The organism is Collibacillus ludicampi (genome assembly GCF_023705585.1).
Taxonomy (GTDB): domain Bacteria; phylum Bacillota; class Bacilli; order Tumebacillales; family BOQE01; genus Collibacillus; species Collibacillus ludicampi.
In genome coordinates, this window is sequence record NZ_BOQE01000001.1 from 3288581 (window position 1) to 3309744 (window position 21164).

Sequence of the window (21164 nt, forward strand, 5' to 3'; positions counted from 1 at the left end):
TGCACCCCCTAAAGTATTATGGATGTTCCCTAGGGGTTTTTCCACTGTCTACTTTAAGGGGTGCACACTAACCTTCGGGTGCTTTTTCTTTTGCATTGAGGTGATCATCATGCCGCAACGACAACAGAAACCATGCGCTCATATCGGATGCCCGAACCTCACAAGAGAGCGATACTGTGAGCATCACAAGCAACAGGCATGAATTTGTATATATCAAGACGAGAGGCTGAATCTGAGGTTGAGAGACGTGAGCGAGAGGCTGAGCCAGAGAGACGTCGCCGTACCACAGGTCGTCGGTGATCGAGAGTCAGAGAAGAGATTTTCCGGCCTAGCCGGGACTCCTACATATTCTCCAATCTCCCCACCGCCTCCGCCTCAAGCATCGGCGGCATGTACGGTGCCCTCTTAATTTGCCCCTTCTCCTTATACTCCACCATCACACCCACAGTCGCCATTCCTTTTTATGTAACTGCCTCCTTAAGGCGACCATCTCTTCCGAGATTCTTCCCTTCACAGATTTAAATATTCCATGTGTCCAGGGTTGCGAAGTCTTCATCTCTCGCTCGATCATCTTCAACATCAGCTCTCGAAGCAAGAACTCGCGGATCAATTCAGTTGCGCGTACTTCCATTATGATCACCTATAACGAGAACGTATGTTCTTATTATAGTGTTCTGATCTGCGAATGAAAATACAAAACCCTAGCGTGTAGCTGAGGAACATATACTGCCTTGTGAGGTGATCGTGAGGATAATTTACAAATAATAGGCAAAAGTTTAGTCATTCACCCATGTACACACGTAATATGTTAGTGGTATTACACTGGGCGTATGTGCTTGAGTAAACTGAACTTCACCGGAAATGAGGGGAGAGTCGTAATTGTGGATATGAAAGCCCTCTACGACCCACAATTCGTTATTAATGCAGGATGCGCACCTTATGGCCCTCCCGGCCCACCAGGACCAAAGAGGATGGGGATACAAGAGCCAATTGGTACTCAGGGTCCTCCAGGACGACAAGTACCTGCCATACCTGGTGTACCTGCCATACCTGGTGTACCTGCCATACCTGGTGTACCTGCCATACCCTTCTGGACATACTGGATCTACTGGACCTATTGAAGACTTTTATTTCCCAACCTCATATAATAAGAACATACGTTCTTGTTTTGGGGAGGGAAAACAACATGCGAATAATCGACGGAAACATCTTCGAATCCATGCGCATCATTCTTCCGGAACATCGTGCGACCATGCGGCGTTTGGAAAAGGAAGCAAAAGGGCAGCCGCGACCTGTCTTAGATGAACAAAAGATTGAGGAGATGTCGCGTGTACTTACCGATGCAATCCAGGATTCAAGACCCGTTAAGGTAACAATGTATAATCCGTTCGGGCATGAACTGGTGGTAATGGTCCCAGAGAAGATTGATTCGTATGCCAAGACATTGACGGGTAAGGATCTAGATGGAAATGTACGGTACATTCCACTGACAGACCTTATAGATGTAGAATGACCAACCTTACTCGGGTTGGTTTTCTTTTTCCTCACCCCTGTTAATAATACATTTATTTAACCTCTCTAAAATACACTCCACCGAATCGTTCTTCACATTCCCGACGAGTGGCGATACCGGATACGCTCTCATCTCCTCAGCAGGGTAGGGCACAAGCAATGACTGTAGTAACTTAACATCCTGCTTCTTCCGATCCATCCAGATCGCTTCATCTTCAGGCCGAAGAATCACCGGCATACGGTCGTGGATCTCGCCATCCTCCACATAGTCACTCCCCTGTGTGTCCAAGTGAAAGTGCACGTATGTACATTCGAACCAGCCGACCATCCCAAACAAGTTGCCACTACGAGGGCTTAGTCCTGCAACATAAAATAATAAGACTTGTATTTTGTCATATTTTGTAGAAAAATAGATGAAGAAAATTAATACTACTAAAATCAAACCTCCGATAATGGCAAACTTGGCGAAAGCCAGGGACGCAAAGCTATAGGGGCTACGGTCAATGACTATGCCAGCCAGTTACCGAAGAGGTGGAAAGAAGAATTCCGCCTTGTTCAAGTGATTTAAGCAGGGTGGAATTCTTTTTCTTTTTGAAAACCATTAGCATAGATCAAAATTAGAGAGAGGGAATTTAAAGCAATGGGGGAAAAGAGATACAAGAATCGTTCGATGGTACATCATTGTTGGACGCATTCGGAAGTTGCCTACATAAAGGAAAATCTTCCTCACATGTCGATCCGGCAACTTTCAATATCTCTAGGGCTTCCATTTTCTAGTGTTCGGCGCAAAGTTGATCAAATAAAAAAAGGGATTATAAAAACAGGTGAACATCTCAGCCGTAGTCCAAAAACTGAGACGACATTCTCGGAAGTGATGTTTCTTTACTATCTTCGTCTCATGGCTCGAGAATGTAAACAAAAAGGTATAAAACCAGATGTTTCTTCATTTCTTGAAGAATATCGAAATTTAAAAGATGAATTAGAAGCAACCCCCTTAGCAGAGAAGATCAAAGAAAAAATACAATCCAATGGATAATTCGTTTTAAACCGCTTTTTAGCGGTTTTTTCGTTCGTTTTATAAATAGAAAAAAATGCGGTAAAGATAACCGCGAAAAATATAGAGATGGGATATGTTCAAAGCAATAGGGGATGGGTGTCCCACTCTTGTATTTTATTACTTTTCGACAAAAAGCGCAATAAATCGACAATAATTTTTCTCCACGTTTGATCCACTAAGAAAATGAGATTGCTCATCAACTGTCTACGTACTTTAACAAACTCGTTGGCGACCATCTCCTTAAGAGTCTGGAACACACCACTTGGAAAGATGGAACACATCAAACATGCAAAGAAACCAGAAACTAGTTTAAGGGGCTTAAGAGGTACGATTGTCTTTTTTCGGGTCCAATACCTCCGGTAACACTAGACGGCTTCTTTATTCAAAATAAAAGGTTCCACCTGTATTGGAAGAACACTTTTTGTATACCAACATTACTATTAACTAACTATCTATAAGCCTGTTCAATAATCGCGTAAAACCCTTTGTCCGGTTTAAAAAACAACTCAATCGGTGCGCGATAATAATCCCTTAAATTAATTTCGGCCTGAAGAAAAACATTTCGGGAAACTTTGCTCGAATTTGCCCGCGATGATTATTCACCATCGTAGATGGAGTAGCGTTCGTTGGGCGTATCGTTGCGCTAGATCAAGCAGGTCTTCAAATGGCACTGATCCCCCCTGTTCTCATATTTCCTACATGTTCCATCGTCAACATCAGCTTTGCTGAACTTGATGATCTCTAACCTAGTTGGTCCCAGCTAGATACCACAAATTCCCTAAGGGAGAGATTTGAGTCCTTGGTAGATATATCCCTTCACCTATAAAGAGGTATTATTTATAAAAACAATGAATCTAATTAAATAAAAAAAGAGGAGTTAAAAAATTACTCCCCGTGAAAATGATTCAATTAACTAAAAAAATCGTCGTCTAAGAGCGAAGAGTAGGAAGAAGGGGATAAAGAAGAATGGGTTGAAAAAGGGTCTAAAAAATTGGACAGTCTCGTAATCCGGTTTCAACGAATGATCCGTGTATTTTACTTTCAGGTCTTCTGATTCACCAACGACTCCTGTCATTCTTCCACGAGGCATTGCAAGAACAATTCCGTCCGGACGAACTTCATGCAAGATACCATAATGTACTCCGTATGCCGAATGACATTCTACCCACTGTCCGAGAAGGCTTCTGCAATATGCTGGACTCACACTCATAGACTCACCTCCCAGAAATTAAATAGCCCAAATCAAGCTTCCTGGTTTGAGCAAACACCAAAAAAAGGGGATGAACTATATACAGTCATACCGCCCCTGTAGACGAATCTACAGAGGCGTTCAGGAGGAATTTTTTATTTCTGTATTTATGGAGATTAGTAGGTTCCAGGAATGAGCAGGATAAACAGCACGAAAATGATTAGGAATACTACTGCCCAACGAGTAAAACCACCGAATGTTCCGTACATGATACTGTCTCCTTTCTTTAAAAGAACTCCTTTAATACGGTACTCCAGTGAGAGAAACACCAAGGACATTACAATTTAGCACGAGTAAGGAGCTGCTGCTGCAGGAGCAGCACCAGAGTAACCTGGAACGAGCAAGAAGAATAAAACAAAGATGATCAGAAACACAACAGCCCAACGTGTGAATGGTCCGAAACATCCATCCATTGATTTTCCTCCTTTCCATCGAAATACTGATCTAGACCTTTTTAGTTACTAGTAAATTGGAACTGTCCTACAAACGGTGGTGTAAGTGGGAATTAAAAGAATGAACAATACAAAGATGATCAAGAAAACGACTGCCCAACGAGTGAAACCACCAAATACCCCATCCATTTTGATTCCCTCCTTTACCTTTTCAGCTATAACAGTTAATGCATGCAAAATGGCTCCCGAAACAGACAAGTATCATTGGCATCAAGTCTATTTTTGATAAATTACTTGAAAAATCAGCAGTAGCGGAAAGCTTGACCGCACGTTTTTGAAGTAGATTCATATAATTTAGTAATCCGGAAGGAATACCACTGCCCAACGGGTATAACCTCCACCTCCAATAAAAAGGCGCCTCCTAAACTCCCAAGAGGCGTCTTTTTATGCATATGATCTCACTCTAATTGTAGGGTATACTCCATGTTGGCAGCGTAAACAATCATAAGGGTTCCGTTATTTTAGACAGAGCAAATAAAGAAGTACCGACCGATTATGAGTAACGGGTCATAAGACATGTTAGACCGCTATATCCAGGATTTTAACGCCGACCTATAATTGACCCAGGCAAAAGAAATGACCCACTCCCGTCGAATATATCCCAAGATTTGGGGTGTCTCAATTGGGTTCGATTCCACACGCTCCCGCCAAATGTGAGAAGACTTGAGCCACAAGGGCTCAGGGCTTTTTGATTTCTCCTACGACCTCCTTGAAAAACGTTAGGGTAAGTCCGAGTTTCGGATATCAGGCGTTGGTTTTCAAGATCGACGTTACCATTTTTAACGCGTTTTAAACTTTCTCTCTGAATCACGTATTTCTTTATAATATCAACATTTTCTTTATGAGCTCTCACGCTCTTTTACTCCCTTACTACTCTTTGATTTGCAAACTGATTTGCACAGTTAAAATAGAAATAAGTCAATACTAACCTCACTATTTTTTAGATATTCATTTGTTTATTAGTCTTATTAGTCTTCATGACCTGTTTTCAGGTGAGTTCACCGCTGCCTTTCAAAAGACCTTCTGTGCAGGAAGGTTTTTTATTTTCTTAAAACGATCCAGAAAAAATTGTTTTATGAACTAAATAATTTGTACCTTTCCATTTGGTTGTCTCTTGAATTTTCTATTATCAAGGAGTAACGGGTCGTCGCCGCTCAACGGGTCATCGTCGCTCAACGGGTCATCGTCGCTCAACGGGTCATCGTCGCTCAACGGGTCATCGTCGCTCAACGGGTCATCGTCGCTCAACGGGTCATCGTCGCTCAACGGGTCACGCATGAAAAAGCCCCGTATACCCTTTTTAGGGCCGGGGCCTAGATGCAAATGTTTGTTGACACTAGGAAATGGCGGGTTGGGGTGGTTTGGCCATTTCACAGTAGGGAGCAGATCACACAGGATCTGGCCGAGATCATTCGAAGGGGCTGCGCCATCAACGTGATACGAGCCGGCAGACAGACGAGGACGCCGTTTATGGAGAAGATGGCACAGGCTTTGAGTAATAAAAAGCAAAAAATAGAAAGCCCGTAATGAGCCTTATTTATTGCCGAATTATGCACATAAGCCCGCGACATTCTTTTAATACATTATGATATAACCTTTTGAACTCCATGGTGCAGAACCTATTCGATTACCCAATGCAAAAAGGGTCTGAATCAAACTCAGCCTCTTTGGTGACGGTTGGGGACGAATTTGGGAATAAATTCGTTAAAAAGTCCTAATTGAGAGATTTATATATGTACTACACTTCACACGAATGTGCGGGGTTTGCTTTTCGAGCACCATTGTGTAGATGGTTTCATCGCATATTCCGAGATATTCAGCAATTTCCGCCACTGAGAGTTGTACGTTTCACGAGAATCATCTCCTTAGTTTGAAGGTGTTATTGGTTAATATTAAAAAGAAACGAACAAGCAGACAAGTCGCATCGACAATATACATCAACATAAAACCACCTCATTCGGGCTGAGGTGGTTTTATTTGGGACCGAATCGCTCCAGTGTTCATTTCCACTAGTGACCGAGAGGATTAACAGTACTGATCGGTGAAGAAATCTGATGTGTAAGAGACATGCTATATTGGCGGCTATATTCGCGCTGATAAAGCATGTCTGTTTATCTTTTTGGTGTGGTTGTTGTGTTTTTGTGCATTAGGAGTGAAGGATATTCTTTAAGTCAGGAACGTATCTACAGAGTGCTTCCTGATGCTCTTCTGACGGCCGGAACAGGTCTCTTTCCCAATTGTAGATGCTCCTAACGCTCACATCCAAAAGACTTGCTAATTCTTTCTGTGATATCCCTCTATCCTCTCTTGCCGTCCGCATTTTCTGGCCAAATGAGTAGGGATGGACCGGGCTCTCGTTTGCCAGTGGTGGGAATTCTTCCTTTCTGCTGATTTCAAAGGTGTTATCTTCATGGGCATGGATTCATTGCGGTGATCAGTTGAAAGCGCGTAGGAAAAGTAACGGTGGCGCGCGATCGCGAAATGGTCACCTCACCATCTTCAAGCGGTTGTCGTAACATCTCTATCGCTGATTTGCTGAACTCGGGCAGTTCATCAAGAAAGAGGACGCCTCCGTGTGCAAGTGAAACTTCTCCAGGTTTGGGGATCGAACCGCCGCCGATCAATCCAGTACCGGAGATTGTATGATGGGGTGCACGAAAAGGCCTGTTTGCAATGAGAGCTGATTTTTCTTTTAACAATCCTGCTGCCGAGTAGATTTTGGTTACTTCTAACGCTTCTTGAAAAGGAAGTGGGGGAAGGATTGTGGGGAGTCGGCGGGCCAGCATCGTTTTCCCGGATCCAGGCGGACCGATCAAGAGGATATTGTGTCCGCCGGCGGCAGCAATCTCGAGCGCACGCTTCACATGATACTGCCCGTGAACATCTGACATGTCTTCATGGGTAGGTGGCGAAGGGGCCACTGTCATAGAAGAAGGACGATAAACATTCGGCGATTCATTCTCCATTGCGCGACATGTGTCGCAGAGGTTCACCACAGGAATCACTTCGATTCCTTCAACCAAAGCGGCCTCTTCCGCGTTCATGATCGGTACAATGACTCGTTTCAGTCCATTTTCTCTTGCGGCCGCGACCATTGACAAAACCCCGTGCACAGGCCTCACCGTTCCGTCGAGAGAAAGCTCGCCAATGATTGCCGTTTTTTCAAGTTTGCGGGGATGGATTTGTCCGCTTGCAGTCAAGATCCCCACTGCCAAACAAAGATCGAATCCAGGGCCGTCTTTTCGCAGGTCTGCAGGTGCGAGATTGGACGTGATCCGCTGGATGGGGAATTCATATCCTGAATTCTTGATCAAGGAACGAACCCTTTCCTTTGCTTCCCGTACGGAAGACGAAGGCAAACCGACGAGTTCAAAGCAAGGGAGGCCGTTCGTAATATCAACTTCCACGCGAACAAGAAATCCTTGAATCCCTATGAGGGCGAGTCCATTCACATATGCATACATGAAGGAACCCCTCCTTACATGATGGTATGGAAAAGATTCTCTCTCAAATGGCAGAAATCCTGTTAAACACGTGTTTCAGTAAAAGAATTTTTCGGTTGGTCACCAATATCGGTCTGCAAACTAAGACAAAGTCTCTGCTATCGAAGGCGATCGAGAGTAGATGAAGCAGGTAGATGGAGGGAAATACAACGCCCTTAGCCGGGGAGATCTGCCGGAGTGCCGATTCAATTGGTAACTCCGTACCGCGGAGGAACGGCTGAACCGTCAGAAGTCAACAGAGGTCAAGTGCGTGCGTGGCAGCACGATCATCAGGTGGGTTAAAGTCCGCTGAGCCTCGGACTAGTGGGGTTATATCCAATACTTGGGAGTAATGCCTCAAGGGCTGGTGTAGTCGTACCAGAAGGCAGGGTGTCTGCCGCGCGGCAGAATCCAAAGGACTTAATATAATTTAGATGTAAAGGGTATTCAAAGACTCATCTAGAATCTCACCTGACTGAAATAAATGGCTATCATGGTGAACGAAGCTTTACTACAAAACGGTCAAGAGTTGAAAACAAAATATCCAAGTACTTAAGGGTAATCATTTTATCTTTATTATGACGAGAGCACTCGAAATAATGCATATGTAGGGTTATCATACCCTAACGAGTGAATGGTTAAATTTTGTATGGACAAACCACCCGAATTTTCATGAGAAAGCTAGGCAACAAAAAAAGACGCCTGCAATTGGAAAAAAATAAGGTCAGAAACCAATCCTATGTATGAAGTAGGCTATCTTCCTCTTGACAGTTTAGCTGCCAATCTCTTCTTTCAAGTGATGAGTTCTGCGAAAACACAATTCGGAAGAAAATGAGCGAATCGGTGTATTAGCTTTACAATTAATTTTGTACATTGACATACCATATAAAGAGAGAAATAGAAGAATATTCTCTATATCTGTACTTGATTGTTTTGCTCATGTTGGCATCATTTTACCCAGATAGAGAACGGTATCCTGAAGACTGAGCAAAATCTCCTTATATTAACATACTAGTATAGGTGCTGGGGGTGCCTTTATGATTGAGGATGTTGAACGCTTAGCTAGGATGGAAGAAAAGCTCACTAATTTAATAGAAGACATAAAAGAAATTAAATCATACTCGAATTCACTAATCAAAACAATGAGTACTATGCATATAGACTATGTGCCGAGAAAAGAGCTTGAAGAAAAAATAAATAATCTTGAAGAACAAGTTGACGAAAAAACGCAAGATATAAAGGAGTTACGGCGAAAAATTAACTCTCGCCCCTCTTGGGTAATTAGCATACTAATTACAAGTCTTTCAACAATAACTGTCGGATTAATCGTGTATATTATTACAGGAGGATCACTAGTGTTGCATTAATTAATTCAGAATATTTTATCTGTAAGTTTCTTTTACTTCCGTAGGGGGGTAGGCTTTGTTACCCGGTTGAAGGACGAAGATGCAAATTCATCCACCAAAAGCTTATTAGAATTGCTTCGAAGTCTAATGGCATTCTTATGGTGTGATTACACAGAATGAATGCGGTAAAGGAAGTGTTCTGTATTTCCTTCTTTGATCGCATCAAGAACAGTCATATCTTCAATCTTGTTGGATGCTCGATTACTTCTTCATTCTGTAAGGTTTCCTTGGCAATCCATATCGATTGCCAAAACTTGCTTTCCTTCTTTTATCAATTGATGAGCAAAGATTCCGGTGGTTGAAGGGGATATTTCTGACCCCACGTCCGTTCGAATTGATCCAGCTCTTCCAAGGCGGCCTCTTCTGTAGCCGCCTTATAAATCGGCAGAAGAGCAGACATGATTATCTTGATGTCTTTATAGGGGATTAAAACGAATTTACCTGCCACCAACAACAACTGAATTCCTATTGTAGGTTATAATTTCTATGCATCTTAATGAAAAAGAACCTTTTTATACTTAAAAAATTAAATTATTGTTTTTAAATTGTCATTCCATATAGGGGTTCTTTTTTCAAAGAATGCGCGAATTCCTTCTACAGCATCAGGATGTTTGCTGTTCAAAGCAATTACTTCTGTTGCATAATTTAAGGCCTGGAAATCTTCCATATTAAGTTGTTGATAGAACATTCTTTTACCTAACTCAATAATATTTAAACTTTGTTTAGCAACATCTTTTGCTAATTTCTCAGTTTCTTTGTCTAACATACTTGAAGAAACTACCTTATTTACCAAACCAATTTCCAATGCTTCTCTGGCAGTAATTAAATTCCCAGTAAACAACATTTCGACAGCTTTTTTTCTACCTATATTCCGGCTTAAAAATACTGCTGGTGTGCTACAAAATAAACCACTGTTAATACCGGGCGTACCAAATTTAGCATCGTCACTTGCGACAGCCATATCACTAATAGCTACCAATTGACATCCGGCTGCAACAGCTACCCCTTCAACCTTTGAAATAACAATTTGTGGTATTTCTCTAATTCTTCTCATTAGGAGTTGGCAATTCTGGAAGAGTTTTAGTACCTCGTGTACATTCATATTTTCTATTTCACGTAAACTATGACCAGCACAAAATGCCTTGGTAGATCCTTCAATAACAACGACCTTCACTTCTCTTTTCTCAGCAACCTCTTGAAGAAGAGAATCTAATTCTTGGAGCAATTTTAATGATAAAGCGTTAAACTCTCTTGGATTTTGTAATGTTACATAGGCAATATCCTCGTCTTTCCGAACAGACAAAAATTCCATGTTTTTCCCTCCTTTTAATTTGTTGTTATGCTTATAAATATCATAATTATTTTTCATTTGTCAATAAATAATCAGAATATAAATAATATAATTTATTTTATGTTGGTTTTCTGAAAAAAGCAGACTCTTATTTTACTACAACCGTATTTTTTCCCTTTATTCCATCCTTTTTAGAATTCGAGTTATTTTGGAAATTGCAAAATCGAGATCTATTCTATCTTCCTCGTTAAGGCGACTCATTTGGTCGCAGAGAACTTGATGAAATTCTTCCAAACGATGGCTAACTGTTGTTTTTCCTTTTTCGGTTAATAGTAATCGAACGAATCTTCTATCGTTGACATCCCGCTTTTTTACAACGTAACCTTTTTTCTCCAGTTTCGAGATTAACGGCGTTAATTGTTGTTTGGAAATATGAATACTCTTGGCCAACTGGGTCATTGAAGAACCTTCCTTTTGATGAAACAACTCTTCTAATATGTGATACTGCAAGTGCGTTATTTCTGACGGTACTTTCCTTGTAGCAGTATTCTGGGTTGGTTTATCAAGTTTTCTATAAAGCATCGGAATTAGCTGGATGTAGTTTCTAGCGATTTGATCGATTTTTGTATCCATTTCACTTTCTCCTGTGACGATATGTTTGACTTACTGTAAATAATTATTTATCATAATAACATTATTTCAAGGATATATCACCATTTTTGTAATTAAATATTTACTAATAGGTCTTACTTTAAAGGTAGCTATGAAACGTTACACCGAAAAACTTTCCAACAAGTAAGAGTATCGATCAGAAGGGGATATTGACTATGATTGACAATCAAATAAATTTTCGAAAAGGGATCAATTACGACGTAGGGACATTTACTCGGGGCAAAGAATCGTCGTCTCGTGATCGATTCGATCCTCATATTGTGCAACGAGAAATGGAAATCATCAAAAATGATTTGCATTGCAATGCCGTAAGGATTTCAGGATAGGATATTTCAAGACTCACTTTGGCAGCCGAATTTGCCATTCAACAAGGGTTAGAAGTATGGTTTTCTCCAGCCTTAATTGATGCAGATGAACAAGAAACGCTTATTTACTTTGCCGAATGTGCTAAGGCGGCAGAAAAACTGCGGATGCAATCACCCCATATTATATTTGTCGCTGGATGCGAGCTTACGTTCTTTATGAAGGGGCTTGTTGAAGGAGATACAGCATTTGACCGAATGCAAAACTTTTATGAAACCCTGGCGTTTGCTGAAAAGCACAATTCTAAAAGGCTCTTTCCATAAACGGTTAAACGCCTTTTTGTCAAAAGCCGTTATTACGATAAAAGAACATTTTCATGGCCAGCTTACCTACGCATCCGGACCTTGGGAAAATGTCGATTGGGATGTATTTGATATCGTCGGGATTGATTATTATCGCGATGCGCTTAATTATAAATCTTACCGGGAAAAGTTAAGAGCTTACTTTAAACACGGAAAACCAGTGGTCGTATTAGAGTTCGGATGCTGCACATATAAAGGTGCTGAAAGCAAGGGCGGGTATGGTTGGGCAATCGTTGACCACAGCAAAACGCCGAAACAGCTTAAAGGTGATTTTATACGGGATGAAAATATACAGGCCAATTACCTTATTGAGCTACTGGATATTTTTCATGCAGAAAAAGTGAATGGGGCATTTGTTTTCACGTTTGTAATGCCTAGCTATCCATTTAACGAAAATGCTTTATATGATTTAGACATGGCCAGTTATAGTGTGGTTAAAACCTATACTGATCAAAATGGAATGACCTATAAAGATATGCCGTGGGAGCCCAAAAAATCCTTTTTTGCGTTAGCGGAATATTATGCAAAGCATTAACTTAAATTCCAGTCAGTGGTCCTAGACACGAATACGTATTGTAGCGTATTACTTCTCGTTTGCAGAAAAGCTTTCCCATTCTAACACTTTATTATTCCGTTTAGAAGTTTAATATCTAGGCTACAATTTTATTTCCTATTGTCATCAAAAGTAGTCTCTATGGAAGCAAAATCATACTTCACATTCCCTACGAATGGCGATACCGGATACACCCTCATCTCATCAGTAGGGTAGGGCTGTATGAAAGCATGCAACAGCTACACATCCTGCTTTTCACGATCCAGCTAGGAAGCATAAAATAATCAAGACTTGCATTTTGTCATATTTTGTAGAAAAATAAGGGGGAAGATATTTCTAAAATTAAACCTCCGATAATGGCAAACTTGGCGAAAGCCAGGGACGCAAAGCTATAGGGGCTACGGTCAAATGACTATGCCAGCCAGTTACCGAAGAGGTGGAATAAAGAAATCCACCTTATTTAAGGTGGATTTCTTTATATTTAACGAAAGTAAGAAGGGTAGGGTGGTAAAATGAATTTTCAAGAGGTACAATCCTTGTTTCCCAGTGAAGACGGGAACGAAGAGCGACGGAAACAATTGTTAGGTTTTGTAGAAAAAATGATTCAGACGATCGACAGCCTGAAAGATCCCCAAAGGGCAACCCTGGGGCCGATGAGAGAGAGAAGCGATGATTTCTATAAGCAACTGATCCGTACCTCTAAGGTCCCCGAACAAGGAATTGGCATGCAGCAAATGCTGGAGGAACTGCTTCAATTAGTTCCCGGGCATCCATATCATACGAGGAATTTTGTCACCAACGTGTTGCCTATGGCAAGTATCCCCGGAATTCTTGGTGCTTTACTGACAACGCTGTTGAACGGCAATAATCTCTGGGATGTGTATGGTCCTGCAGGTGCAGAAGCAGAAGTAAGGGTCATTGCTATGATGTCTAAACTCGTGGGTTATGACGAAAAACAAAGTTGGGGATATACCACATGGGGCGGTCAGGGGGCCGTTTTTTCAGGCCTGCGTTTGGCCATTGCCAAACAGTTTCCTCATGCTAAGGAAAAGGGGATTCCCAACAATCTCTATTGTTTCGCTTCAGAAAACGCGCATTACAGCTTATTAAAATCGGTGGAAGCTACAGGAATTGGTTCAGATCATCTCGTTTTGGTTCGAACACAAAAAGACCACTCCATGGATGTAGCCGATTTGCAAGCAAAAATGGAGGCTGTCATTCAAAAAGGCGGCATTCCTGTGTATGTGGTAGCCACCACTGGAACCACTGACTCCTTTGGTATTGATGACATACAAGCAATCAAAGACGTATGTGATGAGCTCACGATGAAGTATGGATTAAAGCCTGTACATATTCATGCAGATTCCGCATTGGGCGGATTTTATAGCTTTTTTAACCATTACGACTTTACTGCCAATCCTCTGAAACTGGAAGAAGAAGTAAATGATGGATTACTGCACATCCGTGAGCGAATGCAACATTTACATTTGGCGGATAGTCTTTGTTTCGATTTTCAAAAGTTTGGACAAACGCCTTACCTGTCCAGCCTGTTTCTTGTCAAAAACGGGAAGGATCTGGGACTTCTCGATTTGAATGAGTTTGAAACGCCGTATGTAGGCAATCGTGGCTACGGAAGTTACCATACCGGTTACACCCTGGAATGTTCCCGCATGTCCAGTTCCCTAGCGATCTACGCAGCCTTGTTGGCTTTCGGTATCGAAGGTTATCAACAGATACTGGCCAATTACGTACGTGTAAATCTTGCCTTTCGAAAAAAATTGTTAGCAGCGATTCCGAATGTAGCCATTACCAATGAAGCCAATATTGGACCGATCACCACGTTTCGCTTCTATCCGGGAACTGTGGAATGGGCAGAAGAGATATCGGGCAAGGCAAGCCGTGCGCAAATTGAAAGAAACAATGCCTGGAATAAACGCCTATTTGAGCGCTTAGGAGAACATCGTGACCAGGTCTTTTTCGGCGATACCACAAAACAGTGTCTCGTGGATATCATTGACTCGAGCGAGCGGTATCCCATTGCTGTCGTAAAATTTTTCTCGATTTCCCCATATACAACTGTGGAGAGTGTGGATCCAATCCTTGCATTTCTAAAAGAACAGGTAGAGCAATATATCAACGAGCGCATGAAGGTGGAAAGCCATGTCTAATTGGAAAGAATTCCTTCACAATCAACTTTCTATCAGAAATTCGATTTCAAAAAAATTGATCCTATCTTTCACCCTATTGGTGATCGTTATTTCTCTTTGCTTTAGTACGATCGCCTATAAATCGGCAAATTATATTGTCGATAATCATGTGCTACCAGAGTTTGACCGAACGTTAAAAACGAATATTAGTTGGGTTCAGGAGAAATTGGATAAGAATCTTGTCATTCAATCGGATCAAGGATCCAATGAAGCATACAACAAGTTGCTGTCCTTTTTAAATGAAGAGAAAAAGCAGTTGGGTGTGGAAAACGTCTATGTACTGGGAAAGAAAGAGAAAACGTATATCGTTGCTTTGAGTGAAGCGGCTGACCAGCGCAATGCGGAGTATCCCTTTACCGATGAAATGAACAAAGCTTTACAAGGCTCTATGCAGATTAGCAGTATTTACAAAGACGACTTTGGAGTTCATAAGTCTGTGTTTGTACCTATCGCTGGAACCCATATGATACTAGGGATTGATATGGATGCCAGATTCGTGGATCAATTGAGAAGCGAAATCATCCAGATCAGTATTATAGTTACAGGAATCATGATTCTGCTAGGAAGCATCGCTGGTTATTTCTTATCCAAACAATTTACCAAACCTTTGCGACTTCTCGTTTCCCATACCCAAACACTAGCGAAAGGCGATCTTCGCGGCGAAGTGAGCATCACCAGTCATGATGAAATGGGGCAATTGGCCGAAAGCTTTAATCAAATGAAACTTCACTTGAAGCGTTTGCTAGAACAAGTTGCAGCCACGTCGGAACATGTGGCTGCATCCTCCAAGGATTTGTCTGATAATACCCGTATGTTTACAGACATGATCAACCAAATGACCGCATCGCTTCAGGAGGTCTCTTCCGGCAGTGAAACGATAGCACAAGGGGCCAAAGAAAACTCAAAAGCCATGGAGGATATGGCAAAGGGTATCCAACATATTAACGAATCCACTGTCGAAGTGTCGGAAAAATCTATTGAAGCCGCTGAGGAAGCAGGTCGCGGAAATCAATCGATTCAAAAAGCGGTCTCCCAAATGGAGCTAATAACATCTTCAGTGGAAAACTCTACCGAACTGGTGCGCCAAATGCATGGACGAGCCAATGAAATTGGCCATGTGGTCGAGTTTATCACTAGCATTGCTGATCAGATCAACCTGTTGGCATTGAATGCGGCCATTGAAGCGGCCCGGGCGGGTGAATATGGACGGGGATTTGCAGTGGTTGCCGACGAAGTCCGCAAACTCGCCGAAAAATCCTCCCAATCGGCCAGTGAGATTACCAATCTGCTCCACGAGATTCAGGCGCACTCTCTGAAATCGGTAGAAGCCATGAGTCAGGTTACTCAGGTGGTGGTTTCCGGGAGCAACCAGGTACGTACGGCCGGGGATTCATTTGAACGGATCTCCCACTTGATTGACAATGTCTCACAACAAATCCAGAATGTCTCGGCCGTCATTCAGGAGATTTCCGCCACATCGGAACAATTGTCCGCATCGGCAGAAGAGACGGCACAGATTACAGAAACATCGTTAGAAAATACCCGCTCCATAGCTGGTACCGCACAAGAACAATTGGCGGCTATAGAGGAAATCGCTCAGGCGACAGACACGTTAAGTGATCAGGCCAACCGGTTAAAAGAATTGGTTGGCGAATTTAAGATTTGACGGTATAACAATGTAAGGATTCAATAAGCGTTTGTATAGTGTTAGACATATGCTTGATAAAAACATATAGGTGTCCTCCTATTGCTAGGGCAGTGGGAGGAATGTTTCCTAGATCTTTCATTGAGACAATAAGCATAAAAAACAAGTGGCAGAACAGGTCACGATCCGCAATTCAAGAACTAACTTAATATCCTGATCAAAGTTAATCCTCCGATAATGGCAAACTTGGCGAAAGCCAAGGACGCAAAGCTAGAGGGGCTACGGTCAATGACTATGCCAGCCAGTTACCGAAGAGGTGGAATAAAGAATTCCACCTAGTTCAAGTTGCTCAAAGCAAGGTGGAATTCTTTTTTTGAAATCAATTCGTATAGATCAAAATTAGAGAGAGGAAAATTTAAGACAATGGGGGAAAAGAGATACAAGAATCGTTCGATGGTACACCATTGTTGGACGCATTCGGAAGTTGCCTTCATAAAGGAAAATCTTCATCGCATGTCGGTCCGGCAACTTTCAATATCTCTAGGGCTTCCATTTTCCAGTGTTCGTCGAAAGGTTGATCAAATTAAAAAAGGGATCATAAAAACAGGTGAACATCTCTGCCGTTCTCCGAAAACTGAGACGACATTCTCGGAAGTGATGTTTCTTTACTATCTTCGTATTATGGCCCGTGAATGTAAACAAAGAGGTGTAAAGCCCGATGTCTCTTCATTTCTTGAAGAATATCGAAAAATAAAAGGGGAATTAGAAGCAACCCCCTTAGCAGAGAAGATCAAAGAACAGATACAATCCATTGGATAGTTCGTTTTAAACCGCTTTTTAGCGGTTTTTTTGTTCGTATTATAAAATCGAATAAAAAAAGCGGTAAGATGACCGCGAAAAAGATAGGGATATGCTCAAAGCAATAGGGGGGGATGGGTGTCCTACGCTTGTATTTTATTACTTTTCGACAAAAAGCGCAATAAATCGACATAGATTCGTTGCGGTGATCAGTTGAAAGCGTAACATCTCTATCGCTGATTTGCTGAACTCGGGCAGTTCATCATGAAAGAGGACGCCTCCGTGTGCAAGTGAAACTTCTCCTGTTTTTGGGATCGACCCGCCGCCGATCAATCCAGAACCGGAGATCGTATGATGGGGTGCGCGAAAAGGCCTGTTTGTAATGAGCGCTGATTTTTCTTTCAACAATCCTGCTGCCGAGTAGATTTTGGTTACTTCTAACGCTTCTTGAAAAGGAAGTGGGGGAAGGATTGTGGGGAGTCGGCGGGCCAGCATCGTTTTCCCGGATACAGGCGGACCGATCAAGAGGATATTAGGATACATTGTCAGTTGCCAACGTGACGAGTGCAGCCCAGTATTTTCATTTACTGCGGCTTCAAGCCGCACGTTTGCGCACAAACACCCAAGCCTTTAATCTTAATGACTCCAAAAAGCTTGCTTAGGAATCCGCGAGCCGCTTCACATCCGGCTGAACTTGAACAGAGGCGTTTTTTGCGGGTTCTGGACGACCCTTATACCGCCAATAACGGAAAAGAAGTCGAGCGGTTGATCCTGTGTACAGGTAAAGTTGCGATTGACCTAAGTGCGGCACTAGAAACAGGAGCATTTGCAACAAATCGGTTGGCGATTGTCCGAGTCGAACAGTTGTATCCGTTCCCGCAGGATGATTTGTTACAGGTGTTAAAACGATACCCGCGATTACGTGAAGTTGTATGGGTGCAAGAAGAACCTAAAAATATGGGAGCATGGATGTACATGCAGCCGCGATTACAAGCATTGATACATACACCGCTAAGGTATATCGGTTGGCCTGAACGTTCGAGTCCGGCAGAAGGCATGGCGGATGTTCATGAGGGCAACCAGAAACAGATTATCGACAAAACTCTGAATTTTGATTAGACCAGGTTGAGTGTGAAAGTAAGGAGGACCCGATCATGAGTGAGATCAAGGTACCTGAACTGGGAGAATCAATTCTTGAAGCAACCATACAGAAATGGCTGAAAAATGAGGGGGAATCGATCACCGAGGGAGAACCGATTGCAGCACTTGAGACCGATAAGGTTAACGTTGATGTGATCGCACCTGAAAGCGGTGTATTACAGGAGATTTTAAAACGGGCGGGAGAGACAGTGGCGGTGGGGGAGGTGATTGGGATTATCGGCGAAGTGACCTCAACAGCCGATAAACCGCCTGCGACTTCGGAGGAATATACAGTCCATAAGCCAGACAAAGTGGGCGGCAGGGAACAAACCATTGAAAAAGAGCCGATAAAACCTTTACTTCTCAAGGATGATAATTTTCCTCCTCTTGCAACCCCAGCTGTTCGTCGATTGGCTATGAAACTGGGCGTTGATTTACATCAAGTACAAAGAAGTTTGGGACGAATTACGGAAGCGGATGTTCTGGAGTTTGCCAAAGGAACCAAGAATGCCTTACAAAACGAAAGGAATGTGATGCCCTCTGACCGTATGCCTTCCATTCGGCCCGGGGCGGTCGTTCCGTCTGGTAATCCGACACAGGAAACGGTTGCTGCTTTAAAAGAAGAAAGGATCCGCATGACGCGGCGTCGTTTGACGATCGCGCGCCGGCTTGTCGAAGCTCAACATACGGCGGCGATGTTAACAACGTTCAATGAAGTGGATATGACGGCAGTACTGGATATACGGACACGCCGGAAAGAAAAGTTTAAAGAGTGCCACGGTGTAGGCCTCGGATTTATGTCCTTTTTTACAAAAGCTGTCGTAGGCGCCTTGAAAGAATTTCCCTACCTAAACGCGGAAATTCAGGGGGAGGACATAATAATCAAATACCACTACGATATCGGAATTGCAGTTGCTACTGATGCAGGTCTCGTAGTCCCAGTTGTACGGGACGCGGATCGTTTGAGCTTTGCCGAAATCGAAAACAAATTGCCGAATTAGCACAAAAAGCACGGAACAATACACTGAGTATCCAGGATTTGCAGGGTGGAACATTTACAATTACAAATGGCGGAGTGTTCGGGTCCCTTTTTTCCACCCCTATACTCAATGCGCCGCAAGTCGGGATTTTGGGTATGCATACGATACAGCAACGTCCTGTCTCGATTAATGGTCACGTGGAGATCCGGCCGATGATGTATATTGCTTTGACATATGATCATCGGATCGTGGACGGAAGTGAAGCGGTTAGCTTCCTAGTAAGAGTCAAACACCTGGTTGAAGATCCGGAGTCTTTGCTAATAGAGGGTTAATAAGTAAGTAACTCCTTAAGGGTTTTTTCACAATTCATTAGAAAAAAGACCTTCTATTTTCGCTTCTAAGCGTTCACTTCCTATTCCATTCCTTCCATACACAAAAAAGCCATGAATCCTAGTCAGATCAGGAATCAAGGCTTTTTTGTTTTTTGATTCGGTGGGATAGGAACCGATCAGCCGCGTAGGCCAACGAATGATTACAAGGGGCTCGAACCACCGCAAATCATAGGCCATAATCCTTTCCTATTGTGATAAACGCCTGTTTTTTGAACGTTTACTTACTTCGGGAATATCTTGTGGTCAGATGCTCATAAGAGGAGGAGCCATTGTGTATCAACACCAGGTGGATTCTTCATACTTTGATTTCCAGCAGGCACAACAACTCAGAGAGTGGTACTACAAGGAAGTTCTCGACCGGTTAGACACCGTTATAGATCGAATTCCCAGTGTCAATCGAACTCGAGAAGAGGTACGTAGCTTTTTAAAATACGCGAACATGATGTACACTCGCTCACAAGATCTACTTAATAAATTAGATGCACTGATTCCTCAACTATCAAATGAAGAAATGAGAAAACATAAGTTTGAATATTCAAATATACTCAACTCTGATGTTCCTTCGCAGATTGAAAATGGTCATCTACCTCTCGTCCAACTTGTCAGTAGACATGAAGATGATCATCCGTTTTCTATTGAAAGAACCTATTATCAATCCATCCCGATTGGTGGACATATCCTTCCACCACTTCCCTATCCTTATGATGCATTGGAACCCTATATTGATGAAAAAACCATGCGTATACATCATGATAGTCATCATAAATCCTATGTAGAAGGATTAAATAAAGCAGAGAATGAAATGCTGAAAGCTAGGGAAAGCGGCGATTTTTCTTTAATTAAGCATTGGGAAAGAGAAGCGGCATTCAATGGAGCTGGACATTATTTGCATACTATATTTTGGAATACTATGAATCCTAGAGGAGGCGGAGAAGCAACAGGAGAAATCGCTCACGAAATCAATCGCACATTTGGCGGTTTTCAAAAATTTAAGCTACATTTTTCAGCGGCAGCAGAGAAGGTAGAAGGTTCCGGATGGGCCATGCTTATTTGGTCTCCTCGTTCACATCGAGTTGAAATTTTACAAGTGGAAAAACATCAAAACCTCTCCCAACATGATATTGTTCCGTTGATGGTTCTTGATGTTTGGGAACATGCCTATTATTTAAAATATCAAAATAACCGACGTTCCTACATTGATGCTTGGTGGAATATCGTGAATTGGGATGAAATAAATAGGCGTTTTAAGCAAGCACGAAACCTACGTTGGCAACCGTTCTAAAGACGAAGTGAAAGCGTGGTTACTTGCGGCGGCAAAAGAAGATGAGTGGCTGCAAGAGGTGGAACCGGAAATTACTTTCTTCGGGTTCCATGCGGAAGGTGTTTTGCTTGACGAAGACATGGAAATATTTTATACTTTGAAGAATGCCCATAAGAAGACTACAGGCGAAGAGCTGCAGTATTTTGTATCGACATGCACAACGGACATTCGCTTCTACAATTTGTATTACGGTATTCCTGCGACCTGTTATGGCCCTGTTGGTGGCAATATGCACGGTGCGGACGAATGGGTGGATCTTCCGAGTGTCAAATCGGTATCCAAAACCTATGCAGCGTTTATTTTGGATTGGTGTGGGGTAAGGAACTGAGAACGAGCGGAGTA

Annotated in this window: 23 protein-coding genes, 3 pseudogenes and 3 riboswitches; of the genes and pseudogenes, 14 read left to right on the plus strand and 12 right to left on the minus strand. The window is 42.4% G+C overall.

What is annotated here, in order from left to right:
- Positions 1 to 109 precede the first annotated feature (109 nt).
- Positions 110 to 202: a DUF8602 domain-containing protein gene (locus tag DNHGIG_RS21225; RefSeq protein WP_500790171.1), complete on the plus strand. Its 93-nt coding sequence runs from the start codon at positions 110 to 112 to the stop codon at positions 200 to 202.
- Between the two features lie 234 nt (positions 203 to 436).
- Here the strand turns inward: DNHGIG_RS21225 and DNHGIG_RS16695 are convergent, their stop codons facing one another.
- Positions 437 to 631 (minus strand): hypothetical protein, encoded by a 195-nt coding sequence (locus DNHGIG_RS16695; RefSeq protein WP_282200657.1) that lies wholly within the window; start codon positions 629 to 631, stop codon positions 437 to 439.
- Between the two features lie 250 nt (positions 632 to 881).
- On the opposite strand from DNHGIG_RS16695, the gene DNHGIG_RS16700 reads away from it, so the two are divergent.
- Both DNHGIG_RS16700 and DNHGIG_RS16705 read left to right on the plus strand, forming a co-directional pair.
- Complete coding sequence (locus DNHGIG_RS16700; RefSeq protein WP_282200658.1) at positions 882 to 1121, plus strand: hypothetical protein; 240 nt, start codon at positions 882 to 884, stop codon at positions 1119 to 1121.
- A gap of 65 nt (positions 1122 to 1186) precedes the next feature.
- Positions 1187 to 1513 carry a YolD-like family protein gene (locus DNHGIG_RS16705; RefSeq protein WP_282200659.1) on the plus strand — a complete coding sequence of 109 codons (327 nt, stop codon included), beginning with the start codon at positions 1187 to 1189 and terminating at the stop codon, positions 1511 to 1513.
- A gap of 6 nt (positions 1514 to 1519) precedes the next feature.
- Here the strand turns inward: DNHGIG_RS16705 and DNHGIG_RS21095 are convergent, their stop codons facing one another.
- A complete protein-coding gene (locus DNHGIG_RS21095) occupies positions 1520 to 1954 on the minus strand; it encodes an SOS response-associated peptidase family protein (RefSeq protein WP_369414726.1) in 435 nt (144 codons plus the stop codon).
- A gap of 2 nt (positions 1955 to 1956) precedes the next feature.
- Positions 1957 to 2040, plus strand: a riboswitch (cyclic di-GMP riboswitch).
- 202 nt (positions 2041 to 2242) lie between these two features.
- Here DNHGIG_RS21095 and DNHGIG_RS16715 point away from each other — a divergent pair.
- Positions 2243 to 2548: a hypothetical protein gene (locus tag DNHGIG_RS16715; protein ID WP_282200660.1), complete on the plus strand. Its 306-nt coding sequence runs from the start codon at positions 2243 to 2245 to the stop codon at positions 2546 to 2548.
- Positions 2549 to 3482: 934 nt separating this feature from the next.
- Here the strand turns inward: DNHGIG_RS16715 and DNHGIG_RS16720 are convergent.
- The 6 genes from DNHGIG_RS16720 to DNHGIG_RS16740 form a co-directional block, all read right to left on the minus strand.
- Positions 3483 to 3779: a hypothetical protein gene (locus DNHGIG_RS16720; protein ID WP_282200661.1), complete on the minus strand. Its 297-nt coding sequence runs from the start codon at positions 3777 to 3779 to the stop codon at positions 3483 to 3485.
- A 323-nt stretch (positions 3780 to 4102) separates the two neighbouring features.
- Positions 4103 to 4231 (minus strand): hypothetical protein, encoded by a 129-nt coding sequence (locus tag DNHGIG_RS16725; protein WP_282200298.1) that lies wholly within the window; start codon positions 4229 to 4231, stop codon positions 4103 to 4105.
- Positions 4232 to 5350: 1119 nt separating this feature from the next.
- Positions 5351 to 5548: a hypothetical protein gene (locus tag DNHGIG_RS16730; RefSeq protein ID WP_282200662.1), complete on the minus strand. Its 198-nt coding sequence runs from the start codon at positions 5546 to 5548 to the stop codon at positions 5351 to 5353.
- Positions 5549 to 5974: 426 nt separating this feature from the next.
- The gene (locus tag DNHGIG_RS16735) at positions 5975 to 6103 is read right to left on the minus strand and encodes a helix-turn-helix domain-containing protein (protein WP_282200663.1); all 129 of its coding nucleotides are present in this window, start codon (positions 6101 to 6103) and stop codon (positions 5975 to 5977) included.
- Between the two features lie 313 nt (positions 6104 to 6416).
- Positions 6417 to 6590, minus strand: coding sequence for a helix-turn-helix domain-containing protein (locus DNHGIG_RS21100; RefSeq protein ID WP_369414727.1), 174 nt, complete (start codon positions 6588 to 6590; stop codon positions 6417 to 6419).
- A gap of 88 nt (positions 6591 to 6678) precedes the next feature.
- Positions 6679 to 7734, minus strand: a complete 1056-nt coding sequence (locus DNHGIG_RS16740; protein WP_282200664.1) for a YifB family Mg chelatase-like AAA ATPase — start codon at positions 7732 to 7734, stop codon at positions 6679 to 6681.
- Between the two features lie 1055 nt (positions 7735 to 8789).
- Here DNHGIG_RS16740 and DNHGIG_RS16745 point away from each other — a divergent pair.
- Complete coding sequence (locus DNHGIG_RS16745; RefSeq protein WP_282200665.1) at positions 8790 to 9119, plus strand: hypothetical protein; 330 nt, start codon at positions 8790 to 8792, stop codon at positions 9117 to 9119.
- Between the two features lie 340 nt (positions 9120 to 9459).
- Here the strand turns inward: DNHGIG_RS16745 and DNHGIG_RS16750 are convergent.
- The 3 genes and pseudogenes from DNHGIG_RS16750 to DNHGIG_RS16760 form a co-directional block, all read right to left on the minus strand.
- Positions 9460 to 9585: pseudogene (locus tag DNHGIG_RS16750) on the minus strand (IS256 family transposase); the annotation flags it as partial.
- Between the two features lie 99 nt (positions 9586 to 9684).
- A complete protein-coding gene (locus tag DNHGIG_RS16755) occupies positions 9685 to 10470 on the minus strand; it encodes an enoyl-CoA hydratase-related protein (protein ID WP_282200666.1) in 786 nt (261 codons plus the stop codon).
- Between the two features lie 156 nt (positions 10471 to 10626).
- The gene (locus DNHGIG_RS16760) at positions 10627 to 11082 is read right to left on the minus strand and encodes a MarR family winged helix-turn-helix transcriptional regulator (RefSeq protein ID WP_282200667.1); all 456 of its coding nucleotides are present in this window, start codon (positions 11080 to 11082) and stop codon (positions 10627 to 10629) included.
- Between the two features lie 383 nt (positions 11083 to 11465).
- Between DNHGIG_RS16760 and DNHGIG_RS16765 the strand changes: the two genes are divergently transcribed.
- The 5 genes from DNHGIG_RS16765 (at position 11466) to DNHGIG_RS16785 (ending at position 17010) form a co-directional block, all read left to right on the plus strand.
- Positions 11466 to 11747 carry a hypothetical protein gene (locus DNHGIG_RS16765; RefSeq protein WP_282200668.1) on the plus strand — a complete coding sequence of 94 codons (282 nt, stop codon included), beginning with the start codon at positions 11466 to 11468 and terminating at the stop codon, positions 11745 to 11747.
- On the plus strand, positions 11674 to 12321 hold the full coding sequence (locus tag DNHGIG_RS16770; protein ID WP_282200669.1) for a glycoside hydrolase family 113 protein: 648 nt from the start codon (positions 11674 to 11676) through the stop codon (positions 12319 to 12321). The genes DNHGIG_RS16765 and DNHGIG_RS16770 overlap by 74 nt, the downstream gene beginning before the upstream one ends.
- Positions 12322 to 12687: 366 nt before the next feature.
- A riboswitch (cyclic di-GMP riboswitch) is annotated at positions 12688 to 12772 on the plus strand.
- A gap of 79 nt (positions 12773 to 12851) precedes the next feature.
- The gene (locus tag DNHGIG_RS16775) at positions 12852 to 14507 is read left to right on the plus strand and encodes a pyridoxal phosphate-dependent decarboxylase family protein (protein ID WP_282200670.1); all 1656 of its coding nucleotides are present in this window, start codon (positions 12852 to 12854) and stop codon (positions 14505 to 14507) included.
- Positions 14500 to 16212, plus strand: a complete 1713-nt coding sequence (locus tag DNHGIG_RS16780) for a methyl-accepting chemotaxis protein (protein WP_282200671.1) — start codon at positions 14500 to 14502, stop codon at positions 16210 to 16212. The genes DNHGIG_RS16775 and DNHGIG_RS16780 overlap by 8 nt, the downstream gene beginning before the upstream one ends.
- Positions 16213 to 16420: 208 nt before the next feature.
- Positions 16421 to 16504: riboswitch (cyclic di-GMP riboswitch) on the plus strand.
- 110 nt (positions 16505 to 16614) lie between these two features.
- Positions 16615 to 17010 (plus strand): hypothetical protein, encoded by a 396-nt coding sequence (locus DNHGIG_RS16785; protein ID WP_282200672.1) that lies wholly within the window; start codon positions 16615 to 16617, stop codon positions 17008 to 17010.
- Positions 17011 to 17208: 198 nt separating this feature from the next.
- Here DNHGIG_RS16785 and DNHGIG_RS16790 read toward each other — a convergent pair.
- A pseudogene (locus tag DNHGIG_RS16790) lies at positions 17209 to 17523 on the minus strand (ATP-binding protein); the annotation flags it as partial.
- 105 nt (positions 17524 to 17628) lie between these two features.
- Here DNHGIG_RS16790 and DNHGIG_RS16795 point away from each other — a divergent pair.
- The 4 genes and pseudogenes from DNHGIG_RS16795 (at position 17629) to DNHGIG_RS16810 (ending at position 21150) form a co-directional block, all read left to right on the plus strand.
- Entirely contained in the window at positions 17629 to 18108 is a 480-nt protein-coding gene (locus DNHGIG_RS16795; protein ID WP_282200673.1) for a hypothetical protein, read from the plus strand.
- 35 nt (positions 18109 to 18143) lie between these two features.
- A pseudogene (odhB, locus tag DNHGIG_RS16800) lies at positions 18144 to 19441 on the plus strand (2-oxoglutarate dehydrogenase complex dihydrolipoyllysine-residue succinyltransferase).
- Positions 19442 to 19772: 331 nt separating this feature from the next.
- Positions 19773 to 20783, plus strand: coding sequence for a superoxide dismutase (locus DNHGIG_RS16805; protein WP_282200674.1), 1011 nt, complete (start codon positions 19773 to 19775; stop codon positions 20781 to 20783).
- 7 nt (positions 20784 to 20790) lie between these two features.
- Positions 20791 to 21150 carry a M20/M25/M40 family metallo-hydrolase gene (locus tag DNHGIG_RS16810; RefSeq protein WP_282200675.1) on the plus strand — a complete coding sequence of 120 codons (360 nt, stop codon included), beginning with the start codon at positions 20791 to 20793 and terminating at the stop codon, positions 21148 to 21150.
- Positions 21151 to 21164: the final 14 nt, after the last annotated feature.